We start from the raw sequence: 16616 nt of genomic DNA on the forward strand, positions 1-16616 counted from the left end.
TCAAATGGTGGGCAGCGCGAGACAACCCCAGGGGGCATCTCATGCGTGGTGGCAACGAAGGAGATGTGGCGGACAGACGCTGCCCGGGAGGAGACGCTACGGTGACCACGACCGTTCCGGCCGTTACCAGCTGGCCGGTGGGGAGGGAATCACCGATGGCGGGCGAGCTGGCGGACTTCGAGGAGTTCGTGCACGCCAGTCTGCCGGGTCTGCTCCGCTACGGGCACGCGCTCACGGGTAACCCGCACGACGCCGCCGACCTGGTGCAGACGGTGCTGGAGAAGATCGGCTCCCGGTGGACGCACGTCCAGCGCAAGACCGGGGACCCGCTCGCCTACATCCGCCGCTCGATGGCGAACGCGCACGTCAGCCGCTGGCGGCGGACCCGCCGCGAGAGCCTGGTCGCGGACGTCCCGGATGCCCGCGTGGTGCAGCCCGCCGACCCCTTCGAACACGAGCCGCTGTGGCAGGCCCTACGCGAACTGCCACCGAGGCAACGCGCGGTCATCGTGCTGCGTTACTACGAAGGACTGTCCGAGGTGGAGATAGCACGGACGCTCGGGATCAGCCAGGGCACGGTGAAAAGCCAGGCCAGCAAGGCGATCGCGAGTCTGCGGGGCAAGATCGTCCCGGCATCCGACGAGAACGATGGGAGGGAAGCGGGTTGAACCAGCCTGAGGAGCTGGACGAGGAGCTGCGGCGGCTGTTCGCCGACGAACGGCTGGCCGTGCCGCCGGGCGACGGCGCCGAAACCGCGATCCTCGCCGGGGCCCGCCGGATTCGCCGCCGCCGGAGGGTGCTGACGGCGACGGGCGGCGCGCTGGCCGCGGTCGCGCTGGTCGGCACCGGGCTGCTCGTGAGCGACCTGCGTTCGAATCCCGACCGGGTGGCCTCGCCCCCGGCGGACCAGACGCTGTCGATCGCGAATTCCACGGGCCAGCCGACGTCGATCGCGCCCGCCCCGCCCGCGGCCTCGCCCACGTCGACCGAGGCGGCCCCGCCCCCGGAATCGACCACGTCGGTGCCACGGCAGACCACCTCGAAGACGGCACCGCCGACTTCGAGTACGCGCGTGGCCACCGTTCCCCAGGTCTCCGGCCCGGTGCTCGGGCCGACCGGGTACAGCAAGCTGAAGCTGGGCATGAGCTTCCAGGACGCGAAGTCGACCGGACTGCTGGCGAACGCCGACTCCGAGCCGGCCCAGTGCACCTACTACACGCTGACCGAGGGCACTTCCGCCGTCTCGAAGGTGAAGATCTCGCCGACGGACGGGGTCGTCGCCTTCCTGGCGAGCGGCGCGCATACCCCGGAGCAGATCCAGATCGGTTCCACCAAGGACCAGCTGGAGGCGGCGTACCCCGGCCTTTCCGGTGGCAGCAGCCTCTACAGCGCGGACGCCGGTGGCAACGGCACGTACATGTTCACGATGAGCGGGGACAAGGTCTCCGTGCTGTCTCTCATCGGGCCCGGCAGCGACTGCTGAGCCCGATGCGCGGGAAAAAGCCCGGGCCACTCCAGGGGGAGGGCCCGGGCTTTCCCGCTCCAGGTGCTGCTGGACTCAGAGCTTGCCGCCGGCCACGGCCGGCATGTCCGAGCCGCCGTCCGAGACCGACTCGCGGGCGAGCCAGGTCTCGACGTCGAACAGGTTGCTGCCGGCCCGCTTGACGACGTTCAGCAGCGTCTTCATCTGCGAGACCTCCTCCACCTGCTCGGCGAGGAACCACTGCAGGAACTGCTCGCCCTGGAAGTCGTCCTCCTCGCGGGCCGTCTTGACCAGCGTCCTGATGTCCGCGGTGACGTCCTTCTCCTGCGCCAGTGCGAGCTCGACGAGCTCGACGGCTTCACTGAATTCATTGCGTACCTCGGCGACACCGGGGATTTCCACGTGGTGGTCGGTGTCCATCAGGTACTGCACGATCGCGAGCGCGTGATTGCGCTCTTCCACCGACTGCCGGTAAAACAATTTCGCCAGTTGGGGCAGATCCTCGTTGTCGAACCAGACTGCGAGTGCCACGTATTGCTGCGACGCGGTGAATTCGTTGTGCACCTGCTGTTGCAGCAGCTCGTAGAACTTGGAGCGCGGTTCCCTCTTTCGCGTGGCCATGCCTCGACGATAAGTGAAAGTACTGCTGAATTTCCACTCGAACCTGGTGATGTCCACCCTATTTGGGTAGGCTTACCAAGATCGGTCGTTACTTATTCGGTAAGGCTTCCCTCATTGGGAAAAGCATTTGTTTAGGCAAGCCTTTCTTTATTCGACCGGCGCGCGTTCGATCGGGCAGGACATGCATCGTGGCCCGCCCCGGCCGGAACCCAGCTCGGAGCCGGCGATCGGCAGCACTTCGATCCCGGCGTCGGTCAGCCGCGCGTTCGTCTCCACGTTGCGCTCGTAGCCGACGACCACGCCCGGCGCCAGCGCCAGGGTGTTGTTGCCGTCGTCCCACTGCTCGCGCTCGGCGGTGACGGGGTCCAGTCCCGTGTCGATCACCCGCAGTTTTTCGATGCCCATCGCCTCGGCGGCGGCGTGCAGGAACGGCTGGGGCCCGCTCACCCGCAGGCCACCGTCGTCGTCAGGGCACAGGGTGAACGCGACCAGCGAATCGCGGGCGAGCGGATACATGACCACCGCGTCGCGATCGACCATCGTGCAGACGGTGTCCAGGTGCATGGTCGCCCTGTCCTGCTCGATGGGCACGGCCAGCACGGTGTGCGCCAGGTTGTCGGTGAACACCGAGCGGGCCAGCGACTCGGCGCCGGCGGGCGTGGTCCGTTCGCCGACGCCGACGGCGAGTACGCCCGGCGCCAGCAGCATCACGTCGCCGCCCTCGACCGGCGCGGAATGCGCCCCGTACGCGCGGGCAGCGTGCCGGAACCGCGGGTGGTAGGCGTAGATCAGGTCCAGCAGCATCGTCTCGCGGCGGCGCGCGGGCAGCGCGAGCGACGAGAGCGCCACTCTGTCCCCGATCCACACCGAGGAGTCGCGGGTGAACAGCAGGTTGGGCAGCGGGTCGATGGCGAAGTCGTGCGGGTGGTGCATTTTCCGCACCAGCGAAGGACCCGCCGCGGTGGGTAGCTCCTCGAAGGTCATCCCGCCGGTGAGCACCTCGGCCAGCGTATCGGCGTCCACAGTGGACAGATGATCGCGGAGCGAATCGGCCAGCACGTCACCGAGTCGCCGGTCGTCGATCGCCGCGTGCACCCCGGCCGTGCGCGCACGCGGGTCCGCCAGCGCCTCGGTCAGCACGTCCGTCAGCAGCAGCACCTCGACCCCGCGCCCGCGCAGCACGCCGGCGAAGGCGTCGTGCTCCTGCTGGGCGCGGTCCACCCACGGGATCGAGTCGAACAGCAGCTGGTCGTTGTTGCGCGGGGTGAGCCTTTTGAGCTCGTTGCCCGGCCGGTGCAGCAGGACCGTGCGCAGCGGCCCCACCTCGGTGTCCACCTTGGGTTGGGTCATTTCGGCAGCCTACGGCAGGACGGAGAGGTGGCCCTTCAGCAGCGAATAGCCCACGAACGACACCACGTCGAGGATCGTGTGCGCGACGATGAGCGGCCACAACCTGGTGGTGCGCTGCCAGATCCGGCCGAACACGAGCCCCATCACCAGGTTGCCGACGAACCCGCCGAAACCCTGGTACAGGTGGTAGGAGCCGCGCAGCACGGCGGCCGCGAGCACCGCGGAGTTCTCCCGGAAGGCCAGCTGCCGCAGCCGGGTCAGCAGGAAGCCGATCACCAGCATCTCCTCGGCGAAGGCGTTGCCGAACGCCGAGAGTACGAGCACGATCGGCCGCCACCAGGTGCCGTCCAAAGTGGACGGGGCGACGGCGAGGTTGAAGCCGAGCTTCCAGGCGGCGAAGTACAGCGCCAGTCCCGGAATCCCGATCAGCGCGGCCAGCCCGACGCCCCACAGGGCATCCTTGCCGCGCCAGGTCAGCCCGACCGAGGCGAGCTTGATGCCGCCGCGGTAGAGCAGGTAGCCGCCGAGCGCGCCCCAGCCGATCAGCTGCACGACGCTGAGCAGCTGCGCCAGCAGGTCGAGCAGATCGAGCGCTTCCTGCGGTGCGTTGAGCGCGACCTGCTGCTTGCTCAGCGGCGTCGGCTGCAGCAGCGAGTTCAGCAGGGAGACCAGGCTGCGCGCCCCCGACAGGCCGAGGGTGATCGAGAAGACGATCAGCAGTTCGAGCTTGATCCGGCGCCGCTCGCGCTCGTCCTCCACCACCGCGGGCAGGGCCGGGCGCGGCGGGGACAGCCAGTCGCGGGCGAGTGAGGTCACGGGCGCACGCTACCTTCGGTACACATGGCACCGAAAATAGCGACGGCGGACCGGGTCGGACGTGAAGAACTGCTCGAGTTCCTCCGCCCCCGGCACCGCGCCATCCTGATGACCACCCGGGCGAACGGCAGCCCCCAGCTGTCCCCGGTCACCTCCGGCATCGACACCGAAGGCCGCTTCGTCGTGGCCACCTATCCGAAGCGGGCGAAGGTCGTGAACGCCAGGCGGACCCCCGCGGTGTCCGTCATCGTGCTGTCCGACGAGTGGAACGGCGCGTGGGTGCAGTTCGACGGCCAGGCCGAAGTGCTCGACATGCCCGACGCGGTGGAGCCGCTGGTGGAGTACTTCCGCAGCATCTCCGGCGAGCACCCGGACTGGGACGAGTACCGCGAGGCGATGCGCAAGCAGAACAAGAGCCTCCTGCGCGTGACGATCGAGCGCTGGGGCCCGATCGCCACCGGCGGCTTCCCGCCCGAGCTCGCTCAGGCGGAGTGACGCTGCTGTTGCTGGGCGGCGAGGAACGGGCAGCCGACGAGCCGGCGCAGCTCCACCGCGAGCTGCGCCGGAGTGAGCACGGGCCGCTCGAAGGCCAGCCGCACGTCGTGGTCGCCGGAGTCGGACTCCACGCGTAGCCGCAGCCCGAACCGGTCGAGCCCGAGCGGCCGGATGTGCCCGGTCCGCAGTTCCTCGGGCAGGTGGCGGGCGAGCTGATCGACCACGTCCGCGTGCTCGTGCTCGAGATGCCGCAGCCAGTTGGTCTCGTAGTCGTGGAAGGGATCGGGCGAGGCCGCGCCGAACATGTGCGGCCGCAGCGAATGCGTGCCCTCCGCGTCGGCCAGCACCAGCGACGCCGGGGTCAGGCGGAGCAGGCTCGCGCCGTGCCCGAGGTCGAGCAGCCTCGGGTCGGGGCGGGTCTCCGCGATGGCCACCGCGCGCGCCCTCGCCGCCGCCGCGCTCAGCGGGCGGAGCCAGCCGGTGATCCACAGCAGCCCGCGCACGGGCTCGCGGAGCTGGACCGGGGCGTGGTCGGCGAGTTCGAACATCACCGCGACCTCGGCGTCGGTGGCGCGCGCCAGCAGCGGGTGGTCTTCCCTGAGCAGGACGCTGACGCTGCCGCTGGCGTGCACGTGGTGCAGTTCCGGGGTCACGCGCTCGGCGTTGGCGGAACCGGTCGGCATCAGTGTTCCTGGACAGTCGCGGGTCGCGATCGTCTTGGCGCGCTCGGCCGGCGTTGGTGCGGGCGGACGGGTCTCGGTCACGGGCCACCTCCTAGTTAGGTGAGCCTAACCTCTGTCTCGGAAAAGGGGAAGTGATCTCACTCCGCCAACCGGCCTAATGCTGATTTGTCCGCCCTGCGGACCGGTTTGTCCGGCTGTCGTACGCTACTAGCGTGTCCCTTGTGTCAAGCGCTGTGGAACTCACGCCCCCCGGCCCCCGTGGAATTCCGCCCCTGTTCGCCCGGCTCGTAGACGACTCGGCGCTGTTCCCGCCGGGAACGGCGACGATGCCCGAGGCGCTGCGGGCGCACTACGAAACCCGCGCGGCCGAACACTCGGGACTGCTGGGGGTGTTCCTCTGCCAGGCCTCGCGGCTGCCCGAGCTGATCACCGAGCTGATCAAGCTCAAGCCGAAGCAGCCGCTGCCGCTGTCACTGATCATCGACACCGGCCTCGGGGGCGTGCCCAAGGCGATCTCGATCGTCGAATCCCGCAGCGAACTGCTTTCCCTGCGCATGGTGGAGATGCCCGCACCGTCCGATGTGGACGAAGTCTGGCTGGAACGTGTGTCGGAGTTCGTGCCGGAGGACGTGATCAGGGTGGTCGAGCCGCGCCGCGGCGTCGGCTGGCTGGACGGTGTCCGCAAGGTGATCGAGCACGGCAGCTGGCCCAAGATCCGCTGCGGCGGGGTGTCCAGCGAGAACTTCCCCAGCGTGGACGAGGTGGCCGACTTCCTGTCCGTGGTCAGCGGGTTCAGCGGCGCGTCCTTCAAGGCGACCAACAGCCTGCACAGGGCGGTCCGGCACGCCGACCCCGAGACGGGCTTCGAGCACCACGGTTTCCTGAACCTCCTCGTCGCGGTCGGCCGCTGCCTCTCGGGCGGCGACGTGCGGGAAGCGCTTTCCTCCACCGACGGGGAAGCACTCGCGGAGGAGGCCCGCTCGCTGTCGGAGCCCGCCGCGAAGGCGGTGCGCTCGCTGTTCGCCTCCTACGCGTCGGCCACCTTCGCCGAACCGGTCGCGGATCTCGAGGCGCTCGGCCTGCTGTGACAGCCGAGGGTTCGCTGACGCTGGATCGCGGACTCGCGCTGTTGCAGGCGATCGCGGACGCGGGCGGCGAGGCCGCCACGATTTCCGAACTCGCGGCGGCCATCGGTGCCAGCCGGGCGGCCGTGTACCGCCTGCTGGTCCCGCTGTCCGCGCGCGGGCTCGTCCGGCGGGACGCGAACAAGGTCCGCCTCGGTGTCGGTGTGCTCCGGCTCGCCGAGCAGGTCGTCCCGCAGCTGCGCGAGGTGGCCCGGCCCGTGTTGCGTGAGCTCGCCGAGGAGTCCGGGGCGACGGCGCACCTCGCGATCGCGGAAGGCGACCAGGTCGAGTCCGTGGTGGTCGTCGAACCCTCGTGGACGGATCTGCACGTGGCCTACCGCGTCGGCACGCGGTTCCCCATCGGCACCGGGGCGGCGGGCAAGGCCATCACGCTGCGCCAGGGCGGGCGCGGCTGGGTCACGTCGGCCGGTGAGGTGCGGCGCGGGGTTTCCGGAATCGCGGCGCCGGTCCGGACGGTGCCCGGGCTGCGCGCGTGCGTCGGGCTGGTCTCGCTCGGCCCGATCAAGGCGGAGACGGCCGGGCCGCAAGTGGTCGCGGCGGCGGCGAAACTGGCCGAGCTGCTCAAATGAGGCCGGGGCTCAGGCGAAGGCCTGCCAGATCGCGAGCACGGTGAAAGCGGCGAACGCGAAGCCCGCGACGCGCTGCAGCAGCTTGGGGCGGATCTTGCTGCGCACTTTGTGCCCGATCAGCACGGCTACCCCGGCCACCGTGATCAGCGCGAGGAAAGCTCCGAGACCGACCGCGAACGGCTGCCCGTAACGCGCGGTCAGACCCGCGGTGGCCAGCTGCGACGCGTCACCCCATTCGGCGGCGAACAGCACGCCGAACGAGGTGAGCGCCGAGCGGAAGAACGACACCGGGCCAGGCCCGGAACGAGACGCGTCTTCGCCGCCGTCGACCTCCCTGGAGAAGCCTTCCTTCAGCAGCAGGATGGCGCCGATGCCGAACAGGGCGGCGACCACGCCGGCCACGAGCCCCTCCGGCAACAGCGTCAGCGCGTGCCCGAAAGCGACCGCGATAACGCATTGCACGGCGAACGCGACGGTGACTCCGGCGAACACGGCCAGCGCCTTGAAACGGGTGGTCAGAACAAGAGTTGCGATTAGTGTCTTGTCCGGTAGCTCCACGGCGAGGATGAGGGCGAAAGTGCTGGTCAACGCCAGTAGCGCGGAAGACATCGCGTTTTCACCCCTTTCCGTCTTACACGATAAAGGGGTCAAGTTAAGAAGACCAGCTGATTGGGTTTGCGAATCGCGGGTTAAGGCACGCCGAAATTGTTTTTCCTGCGCCCCGGCCGTGGCCTGAGGTGCGGTTATGACGGTGCGTGGGCCGGGTCTCACGTTAGGTAAGCCTTAGTTCAGTGCGGCGGAATGGCGACGGGACCTAGGTCCCGGGATGATCAGGACCGCCGGACCTGATGAGCGGGTCGCGGGGGGAGAAGGCTGAACAACGTGGATGTGCTGCAACTGGCCCGGTGGCAGTTCGGGATAACGACCGTCTACCACTTCCTGATGGTGCCGCTGACGATCGGCCTGTCCGTGCTCGTCGCGGGCATGCAGACGGCGTGGGTCCGCACCGGCGACCGGCGCTACTACAAGATGACCAAGTTCTGGGGCAAGCTGCTGCTGGTCAACTTCGCGATGGGCGTGGTGACCGGGCTCGTGCAGGAGTTCCAGTTCGGGATGAGCTGGAGTGCCTACTCCCGGTTCGTCGGTGACGTGTTCGGGGCCCCGCTCGCGATGGAGGGCCTGGTCGCGTTCTTCGTCGAGTCGACCTTCCTCGGGTTGTGGATCTTCGGCTGGGACCGGCTGCCGAAGCGGGTCCACCTCGCGTGCGCCTGGGCGTTCTCGCTGGCCACGGCGGTTTCGGCGTACTTCATCCTCGCCGCGAACTCGTGGATGCAGCACCCCGTCGGCGTGGAGTTCGTCGACGGCAAGCCGACCATGCGCTCGATCTGGGCGGTGCTGACCAACAACACCGCGCTGGCCGCGATCCCGCACACCATCGCCGGGGCGTTCTCGGTGGCCGCCGCGTTCCTCGTCGGGGTGGCGGCGTGGCATCTGTGGCGCAAGCGCAAGGACGACGACGAGCACCGCAGCGTCTGGCGCAGCTCGCTGCGGCTCGGCGGCTGGGTCGGCATCGTCGCCTTCGCGGTGCTCGCGATCACCGGCGACACCCAGGGCAAGCTGATGTTCCAGCAGCAGCCGATGAAGATGGCCTCGGCGGAGGCGCTGTGCCACACCGAGCAGCCTGCCAGCTTCTCGATCATCGCGATCGGCGACGTGCGCAGCCAGAACTGCGAGGACGTCAAGACCTTCAACGTGCCGGCGCTGCTGTCCTTCTTGGCGCACAACGACTTCTCGACCGAGGTGAAGGGCGTCGAGGACCTCGTCGGCGAGTACCAGGCCAAGTACGGCACGAACTACCCGGACGACCCGGCGCTGGGCGAGCTGGCAGGCAAGCCGATCGACTACGTGCCGAACCTCCCGGTCACGTACTGGGGCTTCCGGATCATGATCGGGTTCGGCGCTGTGTCGGCCGGGCTCGGCGTGCTGGCGCTCTGGTTCACCCGCCGCGGCCGCATCCCGGACACGAAGTGGTTCCCCGTCGTGATGCTGCTCGGGATCGCGACCCCGTTCATCGGCAACAGCGCGGGCTGGGTGTTCACCGAGATGGGCAGGCAGCCGTTCGTGGTGGCGCCGAACCCGACGGGTGTGGACGGCGTGTGGCTGTTCACGGCCCAGGCGGTGTCGGACCTGTCCACAGGCGAGTTGTGGACCTCGATCACCACGCTGACCTTGCTTTATGGCGTGCTCGCCGTGATCGAGCTGGTGCTCATGCGCAAGTACGTCCGGGGCGGGGTGGACGGCGTGCTGCCGCCTGAAAAACCGGAGAAACCCAAGGGGCCCAACGATTCCGGCTCCGATTCCGACGAAGCACTCTCGTTCGCCTACTAGGGATGCACATGCCCACCTGTGGACAACCTCGCAATCTGTGGACAAGCCTGTGGACAACTTTCCCGTCGGCTAGCTCGGGGAGGTGGGGGCGATGAGCCTGGAGACCCTCTGGTTCTGCATCATCGTGCTCTTCTGGGTCGGCTACCTGTTCCTCGAAGGGTTCGACTTCGGGGTCGGGATGCTGCTGCCGGTGCTCGGCCGCGACGACACCGAGCGCCGGGTGCTGATCAACACCATCGGGCCGGTGTGGGACGGCAACGAGGTGTGGCTGATCGTCGCGGCGGGCGCGACCTTCGCGGCCTTCCCCGACTGGTACGCGTCGCTGTTCTCGGCGACGTACCTGCCGCTGCTGATCGTGCTGGTCGCGCTGATCGGCCGCGGGGTGGCGTTCGAGTATCGCGGCAAGGTGGACTCGGCGCGCTGGCGGCGCAACTGGGACCGGGTGATCATGGCCGGGTCGTGGATCGCGCCGCTGGGCGTCGGCCTGCTGCTCACCACGAGCATCCTCGGGCTGCCGCTGGACGAGCACGGCAACCGCATCGGCCCGGCGTTCGAAGCGGTCCGCTGGGACACGCTGCTCGGCGCGGTCGCCGTGGTCGGGTTCTCACTGGTGCACGGCGCCGCCTTCCTGGCGCTGAAGACCGCGGGTGACGTCCGTGAGCGGGCCCGGCGGCTGGCGATCCGGCTGCTGCCGGTCGCACTGCTGCCGATGGTCGCGCTGCTGGTGATCGTGCAGCTGCGCGAGGGCGAGGCGTGGACCCTGGTCCCGCTGGTCCTCGCCGTGGTGGCCACCGTCGTGGCGTGGCAACGCCTGGTGGCCGATCGCGACGGGCAGGCGTTCGCCGCGCTCGGCGTCACGATCGCGGCCGCGGGGGTGGCGCTCTTCGGCGCGCTCTTCCCGAACGTCCTTCCGTCCACTCTGGACGCGGCGAACTCGCTGACCGTCGGCAACGCCTCGTCCAGCCACTACACGCTGACCGTGATGACCTGGGTGGGCGCGTTCGGCGCCCCGGCGGTGCTGGTCTACCAGGGCTGGACCTACTGGGTCTTCCGCAAGCGGATCAGCGTCAAGCAGATTCCCCCGGTGCACACCCCATGAACTTTCCCGGACGCCCCACCCTTCCCGCAGATGTGTCCACAACGGACACAGGGCGACTGGGAAAGGGGCCGCTCGGCGCGCTGCCGGCCCTGTCCGCGGCGGCGCGCCGGGCGCTGGCCCTCGGTGGGTTTCTCGCACTGCTGAACGCGGCAGCGCTGGTGGCGCAGGCTTTCCTGCTCGCGTCGGCCTGCGCGGCGCTCGTCGCCGGTACCGGATTTCCGGCGACGCAACTGGCCGTGCTGTTCGGTGTCGTGCCCGCGCGTGCGCTCGTCGCGTGGGCGATGCGCACGGTCGCGGCGCGGGCTGCGGCCGGAGCCAAGGAGGAGTTGCGGGCGAAGGCCGTCGACCACGCGATGAAACTCGGTCCGGAGTGGATCGCCGAGCGCGGCCCCGGTGAGCTGACTTCCTTGACCACCAAGGGTTTGGACGCACTCGACGCGTACTTCACGGACTACCTCCCGGCGCTGGTGACGGCCGCGGTCGTGCCGCTCGGGGTCGGCGCCGCGGTGTTGTTCGCCGACTGGCCCTCGGCGGTGATCATCGCCTTCACCGTGCCGCTGCTGCCGTTGTTCGCGATCCTCGTCGGGAAGTACACGGCCGAGCGATCGGCCGCCGCGACGGAGGCACAGCACCGGCTTTCCGGGCAGCTGCTCGAATTCGTCCGCGCGCTGCCCGTGCTGGCGGCGTTCCGCCGCGCCGAAGCGCAGGCGGAAGCGGTCCGCCGGGTCTCCGAGCGGCACCGGCAGGCCACGATGAAAACGCTCCGGGTCGCCTTCTCATCGGCCTTCGTGCTGGAGCTGGCGGCGACCCTGTCGGTGGCGTTGGCCGCGGTCGTGATCGGGGTCCGGCTCGTCAGCGGGGACCTGCCGCTGGTCATCGGGCTGGGCGTGCTGATCCTCGCGCCCGAGTGCTATCAGCCGATCCGGTCGGTCGGCGCCGCTTTCCACGCGAGCGAGGACGGCGTCGAGGCTGTCCGCCGGGTGACCGACGTGCTGGCGGAACCTGTTGCGGCGCAAGGGACTCAGGTGCCCAGCCGTGGCGAGGTTCGCGTGTCGGGTCTGCGTGTTGCCCGCCGGGGCGGGTTCGCGCCGGACGGCGAGTCGTTGTCCGTGCGACCGGGGCAGACGCACTGGCTGCGTTCGCCGAGCGGTGCGGGTAAGTCGACAATTTTGGCCACCCTGCTCGGTTTCGTCCGTCCGGCCGAGGGGTCGGTGACGGTGGATGGCCTCGAATTGTCCGATGTGGACATGTCGACATTCAGGCGAAGTGTGGCCTGGGTTCCGCAGTCACCGGCCTTCACCGGCGGCACGGTCGCCGACGAGGTGCCGGACGTGCCGGACCTGCTGGCGTCGTTGAACCTCCAAGGCCTGGAAGGAAAGCGGCTCAACGAACTCTCGCTCGGTCAACGCCAGCGGGTCGCGGTGGCGCGGGCGTTGCTCCGCATCCGCGACGGCGCCTGGCTGCTGCTGCTCGACGAACCGACGGCGCACCTGGACCAGGCGAACGCGGAACTCGTCCTGACCGCGGTGGAAAAGGCCCGTGCGGACGGGGCCGCGGTGATCGTCGCCGCGCACGAACGGCCCCGCGCCGACGAACTGCCCGGCGCGGCACCGGTTGCCACGCTGAAGAAAGCGGTCGCGTCGGTGCCCGGCCCCGTGCGGCGGATTCTCGACCGCCGATTCCTGTTCGGGGCCGCGCTGGGCGCGCTCGCGCTGCTCTCGGGCATCGCGCTGACGGCGACGTCGGGCTGGCTGATCGCGAAAGCCTCGCAACAGCCGCCGATCCTCACGCTCACCGTCGCGGTGGTCGGGGTGCGGGCGTTCGGGCTCGGCCGCGCGGGACTGCGGTACGCCGAGCGGCTCGTCACGCACGACGCCGCGTTCCGCATCGCCGGGCGGACGCGGGTGCGGCTCTGGCGCGACCTGGTGCGCCTCGGCCCGGCGCGCACTCTCGGCCTGCGGCAAGGAGAAGGGCAGCGGCGGCTGGTCGACGACGTCGACACGGTGCGCGATCTGCTGCCCCGGGTGCTGACCCCGCCGGTGATCGCCGGCGCGGTGCTGGTGTTCGCCGTCGCCGTGCAGACGATCGTGCTGCCCGCCGCCGGGCTCGTGCTCGGGATCGCCGTGGGGATCGGGGCGATCTGCGCCCCGCTGCTGACGCTTCGGCTGGAGCGGCGGGCGACCTCGGTGCTGGCGTCGGGCCGTCGTGTGGTGAGCTCGCAGGTGCTCGAACTCTTCGAGGGCGCGGCGGAACTGCTGGCGTTCGGCCGGGACGGGGCGCGCCGGGCCGAGCTGGCGGAGTCCGACACGCGGCTGGCCGCGCAGGCTCGGCGGCAGGCGCTCGCCGCGGGCGCCGCCGACGGCCTCATCGCGCTTGTCACCGGATTGGCTGCGGTGGCCGGGGTCTGGCTGGCCGCCGGTACTTCCGTCGACCCCGCGCTGGTGCCGGTGCTCGGGCTGATTCCCTTGGCACTGGGCGAAGTTCTCGGCTTGCTCCCGCCGGTCGCGCAGCACTGGGACACGTTGCGCACCGCGCGTGCGCGGCTACGGATGCCGTCCGCCGAGCGGCCGGAACGGGACCAGTCGGCCGACATCGAGCTGTGGGACGCCGACCTCGCGTGGCCGGACAGCGAACCGGTGCTGCGCGACGTGCACATCCGGATTCCGGCGGGCACGCACGTCGCGGTCGTCGGGCCCTCTGGCGCGGGCAAGTCGACGCTTTTGGCCGCATTGCTCGGTTTTCTCCAACCGGTGCGCGGCACGGCGCGGGGGCCGGTGGCCATCGCATGGTCGCCGCAGGAGCCGCAGCTCGTCTCGACGACGGTCGGGGAGAACCTCCGGCTCGCCGATCCCCATGCCGACGACGACCGGCTGCGGGAGGCGTTGCGGCTGGCCTGTCTGCCGGACCTCGACCTCGGCACCCGGCTCGGGAGCGCGGGCAGTGGCCTGTCCGGCGGCCAGGCCCAGCGCCTCGCGCTGGCCAGGGCGCTCGTGGGTGTGCCGAAGTCGGAGCTGGTACTGCTCGACGAACCGACCGCGCACCTCGACGAGCCGACCGCGGAACGGCTGCGGGCGAACCTGCGCACGGTGCTGGCCGGCCGGACAGTCGTTCAGGTGACGCATCATCCGGACGAAGCGGCCGATGCGGATTTGCTGCTCGAAGTGCGGGACGGCTCCGTCGTCGCGCGGATGCCTGCGGGAGAGGGCGTCTACTCTTGATGACGCTCATGGAACCGACGCTCGCCGCGCACGCCTTGTCCGCGGCCACCGAGATCACCACCGCCGCGCTGTCCGGCGACGAACCCGACACCGTGCTGGCTTCGGTCGTGCGGAAGGCCGCCGAACTGGCCGGTGCCCACCTCGGCCTCGTGATGGTGCGAGCCGACGACGGCAGTGTGACCGTCGAGGCCGCGTACGGTTCGAACACCGACGACCTGCGGGGCCTCGTGCTGCCCGCCGAGTCCGCCGCGGGCCGTGTCGCGCGCGGTGGCGAAACGGTGGTCACCGACGACGTGGTGACGGACCCGCGCACGGCGCCGTACGTGCCCGGCGAGCTGCGGAAGTTCGGGCCCTTCGCGGCCGCGCCGTTCGGCACCGGCGGCCGCGTGCTCGGGGCGCTGGCGGTGTACAAGTCGGCCGGGGCCGAGGGGTTCTCTCCGGCGACCGTCGAGGTGCTGACGGCCTTCGCGGCGCAGGTGGGCGTGGTGCTGGCGCTCGCCGACGGGGCGAACGCGCGCCACCGCGTGACCCTGTACGAAGAGCGCGAGCGGATCGCCCGCGAACTGCACGACGTCATCGTGCAGCGGTTGTATGCAGCCGGTATGCAGCTCGATCGCGTGCGGCGGCGGATGCGCAAACGCTTCGCCGGTACCGACGCGGTCCGCCTCGGCGAGGCGATCGACCAGCTCGACCAGACGATCGGGGAGATCAGGGCGACGGTGCACAGCCTGCGTTCGCCCGCCCCGGAGCCGGAGGCCGCGCCGAAGACGGACCTCGCCGAGTCCGCCCGCGGCGAGGTGCGCATCGCCGAGGAGCTGCTCGGTTACCCGCCCACCCTGGAACTCTCCGGCGAGTTCGCGGACATCCCGGTGGAGCGCGCCGACCACATCCGCGCCGCGCTGCGCGAGGCACTGTCCAATGTGGTGCGGCATTCCGGGGCGAGCGAGACGCGCGTGACGTTGCGCCGTGACCACGACGAGGTGCAGCTTCGCGTGCGGGACAACGGTTCCGGCGTTCCGCAAGACGTCGCGACCCGGGGGCTGCGGCATCTCGCGGAACGGGCGGAGCGTGCGGGCGGGAAGTTCTACCTGAACTCCTCGCCGAGCCTGGGCACACTGGTGGCCTTCGACCTCCCGTTGGAGCCGGGCAAACGCCTCACTTGAGCTTGTTCTCGGTGATCCTGGCCAGCTGGTCCCGCGACGCGGACGCGACGTCGTTGGGCACGCCCAGTTCGTCCAGCATCTCCGCCGCCGCGGCCATCTCGTCCGTCCGGCGCTTGGAATGCTGGTAGGAGCCGGTCTCCAGCCTGTCCACAGTGGACTCATCAGCGGCGGTCAGCTCGTCGGTGATCATCTTCCGCAGCCAGTCCTCCTTGCCAGCCGCCTTCGCCGCCGTCAGCGCTTCGACCACGGCGGCCGACATGCCCTTGAAGAACACGCTTCGCAGTAGCTTCCGCTCCGCCGCGAGCCCGGCCTCGCCCTCCAGTACATCGATCGACGCGCCGAGCGCCGACAAGGTCTCCGCGACCGAAGCCGCCGCCACGCCGCTGACCAGCAGCGGCACCTTCAGGCCCTTGCCCGGCACCGGCGCCATGATCGACACGTCGGCGAACGCGATGCCCGATTCCGCCGCGATCGCGGCCAGTTGCCGCTTCAACCCCGGCGAGCCGGTGTTCAGGTCCGCCCACGCCGCGCCGCTCCCGACACCCTTCGCACCGGCCCGCAGCGCGTCCACCGCCACGGACGCGCTGTTGACGCTCAGCACCAGGTCAGCGCCCTCGGCGGCCTCCGACTCGGAGCCGGTGTCGATGATCCCTTCGGCCGCCGTCACCTGCGGGTCGTAGCCGCGGACGACGGCGCCGGCCCGCACCAGATCGCGCGCCAGCGCGCCGCCCGCCTCACCCAGCCCGAGGACCGCGATGGTGACTGGCATTACGGACATAGCAAACTCCTTGTCGTCCAGGGCATTACGATCGAGTAGACGATGTCAGCGACAAAATTGTCAACAATGTCGGCGCGGGAGTGGGGAAGCTGTGACGGAAGCTCAAGCCGAGGTGGACCAGCCGGTGGTCGTCGCCATCCGCGATGCCATCGTGCGGGGTGAGTTCGTGCCCAACCAGCGGCTGGTCGAGGCCGACCTGTCCGCCCAGTTCGGGGCCAGCCGCGCCAACGTCCGCGCCGCGCTGATCGAACTGGCCAACGAAGGTCTCGTCGAACGTGTGCAAAATCGCGGCGCGCGCGTGCGGGCGGTGTCGGTCGAGGAGGCCGTCGAGATCTCCGAGGTGCGCATGATGCTCGAGTCGCTCTGCGCCGCGAAGGCCGCCGAGCGGATCGACGACGCCGAGATCGCGGAGCTGCGTCAGCTCGGCGAGGACATGCGAGCCGCCGTCGCCGCGGGTGACGTCGTCGGCTACTCCGGGCTCAACCAGCAGCTGCACCGGCGCGTCCGCGAGATCAGCGGGCAGAACACCGCCGCGCAGGTGCTGGAGCGCCTGCGCGGGCAGAGTGTGCGGCATCAGTTCCGGCTCGCCATGCGGCCGGGCCGCCCGTCGGTCTCGATGCCCGAGCACCTCGCCATCATCGACGGGATCTGCGCGCACGACCCGGTGAAGGCCGAGAAAGCGATGAAGGCCCACCTGTCGAGCGTGATCGAAGCGCTGCGCGAGTCGGAGGCCGCCACAATCCAGGGTTGACGGCTGTCGCCAAGATTGTTAACAATTTGGTCGGAAAATGGCGCAAAGGAGCGACAT

General features: G+C 70.0%; 16 protein-coding genes. 10 read left to right on the plus strand and 6 right to left on the minus strand.

Features of this window, described 5'->3' with window-relative positions; genetic code table 11:
* Nucleotides 1–155: 155 nt before the first annotated feature.
* Together FPZ12_RS00970 and FPZ12_RS00975 are read left to right on the plus strand one after the other, a co-directional pair.
* Nucleotides 156–668 carry a SigE family RNA polymerase sigma factor gene (locus tag FPZ12_RS00970; RefSeq protein ID WP_144745480.1) on the plus strand — a complete coding sequence of 171 codons (513 nt, stop codon included), beginning with the start codon at nt 156–158 and terminating at the stop codon, nt 666–668.
* The gene (locus tag FPZ12_RS00975; protein WP_150980161.1) at nt 665–1483 is read left to right on the plus strand and encodes a hypothetical protein; all 819 of its coding nucleotides are present in this window, start codon (nt 665–667) and stop codon (nt 1481–1483) included. The genes FPZ12_RS00970 and FPZ12_RS00975 overlap by 4 nt, the downstream gene beginning before the upstream one ends.
* 75 nt (nt 1484–1558) lie before the next feature.
* On the opposite strand, the gene FPZ12_RS00980 is transcribed toward FPZ12_RS00975, so the two are convergent.
* The 3 genes from FPZ12_RS00980 to FPZ12_RS00990 all read right to left on the minus strand — a co-directional run bounded on the left by FPZ12_RS00980 (nt 1559) and on the right by FPZ12_RS00990 (nt 4270).
* A complete protein-coding gene (locus tag FPZ12_RS00980) occupies nt 1559–2104 on the minus strand; it encodes a ferritin (RefSeq protein WP_144746282.1) in 546 nt (181 codons plus the stop codon).
* Nucleotides 2105–2251: 147 nt separating this feature from the next.
* Entirely contained in the window at nt 2252–3439 is a 1188-nt protein-coding gene (locus tag FPZ12_RS00985) for an arginine deiminase (RefSeq protein ID WP_166462521.1), read from the minus strand.
* Between the two features lie 24 nt (nt 3440–3463).
* Entirely contained in the window at nt 3464–4270 is an 807-nt protein-coding gene (locus FPZ12_RS00990; protein WP_144746286.1) for a CPBP family intramembrane glutamic endopeptidase, read from the minus strand.
* Between the two features lie 24 nt (nt 4271–4294).
* On the opposite strand from FPZ12_RS00990, the gene FPZ12_RS00995 reads away from it, so the two are divergent.
* Nucleotides 4295–4765 (plus strand): PPOX class F420-dependent oxidoreductase, encoded by a 471-nt coding sequence (locus FPZ12_RS00995; protein WP_144746288.1) that lies wholly within the window; start codon nt 4295–4297, stop codon nt 4763–4765.
* On the opposite strand, the gene FPZ12_RS01000 is transcribed toward FPZ12_RS00995, so the two are convergent.
* Nucleotides 4753–5448, minus strand: a complete 696-nt coding sequence (locus FPZ12_RS01000) for a DUF2470 domain-containing protein (protein ID WP_144746290.1) — start codon at nt 5446–5448, stop codon at nt 4753–4755. The two genes, FPZ12_RS00995 and FPZ12_RS01000, sit on opposite strands and share 13 nt — an antisense overlap.
* Nucleotides 5449–5681: 233 nt before the next feature.
* Between FPZ12_RS01000 and FPZ12_RS01005 the strand changes: the two genes are divergently transcribed.
* A complete protein-coding gene (locus FPZ12_RS01005; protein WP_166462522.1) occupies nt 5682–6536 on the plus strand; it encodes a hypothetical protein in 855 nt (284 codons plus the stop codon).
* Entirely contained in the window at nt 6533–7162 is a 630-nt protein-coding gene (locus FPZ12_RS01010) for a helix-turn-helix domain-containing protein (protein WP_144746292.1), read from the plus strand. Before FPZ12_RS01005 ends, FPZ12_RS01010 begins: the two co-directional genes overlap by 4 nt.
* A 9-nt stretch (nt 7163–7171) precedes the next feature.
* Here the strand turns inward: FPZ12_RS01010 and FPZ12_RS01015 are convergent, their stop codons facing one another.
* Nucleotides 7172–7771, minus strand: a complete 600-nt coding sequence (locus FPZ12_RS01015; RefSeq protein ID WP_144746294.1) for a TMEM165/GDT1 family protein — start codon at nt 7769–7771, stop codon at nt 7172–7174.
* 273 nt (nt 7772–8044) lie between these two features.
* On the opposite strand from FPZ12_RS01015, the gene FPZ12_RS01020 reads away from it, so the two are divergent.
* The 4 genes from FPZ12_RS01020 (at nt 8045) to FPZ12_RS01035 (ending at nt 15030) form a co-directional block, all read left to right on the plus strand.
* Nucleotides 8045–9550 carry a cytochrome ubiquinol oxidase subunit I gene (locus FPZ12_RS01020; protein WP_144746296.1) on the plus strand — a complete coding sequence of 502 codons (1506 nt, stop codon included), beginning with the start codon at nt 8045–8047 and terminating at the stop codon, nt 9548–9550.
* 91 nt (nt 9551–9641) lie between these two features.
* A complete protein-coding gene (gene cydB, locus FPZ12_RS01025) occupies nt 9642–10649 on the plus strand; it encodes a cytochrome d ubiquinol oxidase subunit II (protein ID WP_144746298.1) in 1008 nt (335 codons plus the stop codon).
* Nucleotides 10646–13867 carry a thiol reductant ABC exporter subunit CydC gene (cydC, locus tag FPZ12_RS01030; RefSeq protein WP_144746300.1) on the plus strand — a complete coding sequence of 1074 codons (3222 nt, stop codon included), beginning with the start codon at nt 10646–10648 and terminating at the stop codon, nt 13865–13867. Before cydB ends, cydC begins: the two co-directional genes overlap by 4 nt.
* A gap of 8 nt (nt 13868–13875) precedes the next feature.
* Nucleotides 13876–15030 (plus strand): GAF domain-containing sensor histidine kinase, encoded by a 1155-nt coding sequence (locus tag FPZ12_RS01035; RefSeq protein WP_144746464.1) that lies wholly within the window; start codon nt 13876–13878, stop codon nt 15028–15030.
* On the opposite strand, the gene FPZ12_RS01040 is transcribed toward FPZ12_RS01035, so the two are convergent.
* Entirely contained in the window at nt 15023–15808 is a 786-nt protein-coding gene (locus tag FPZ12_RS01040) for an NAD(P)-dependent oxidoreductase (RefSeq protein ID WP_243769601.1), read from the minus strand. The genes FPZ12_RS01035 and FPZ12_RS01040 overlap by 8 nt on opposite strands.
* A gap of 91 nt (nt 15809–15899) precedes the next feature.
* Between FPZ12_RS01040 and FPZ12_RS01045 the strand changes: the two genes are divergently transcribed.
* The gene (locus tag FPZ12_RS01045; RefSeq protein WP_243769602.1) at nt 15900–16559 is read left to right on the plus strand and encodes a GntR family transcriptional regulator; all 660 of its coding nucleotides are present in this window, start codon (nt 15900–15902) and stop codon (nt 16557–16559) included.
* Nucleotides 16560–16616 lie beyond the last annotated feature (57 nt).

It is taken from the genome of Amycolatopsis acidicola (assembly GCF_007713735.2).
Lineage (GTDB): Bacteria > Actinomycetota > Actinomycetes > Mycobacteriales > Pseudonocardiaceae > Amycolatopsis_E > Amycolatopsis_E acidicola.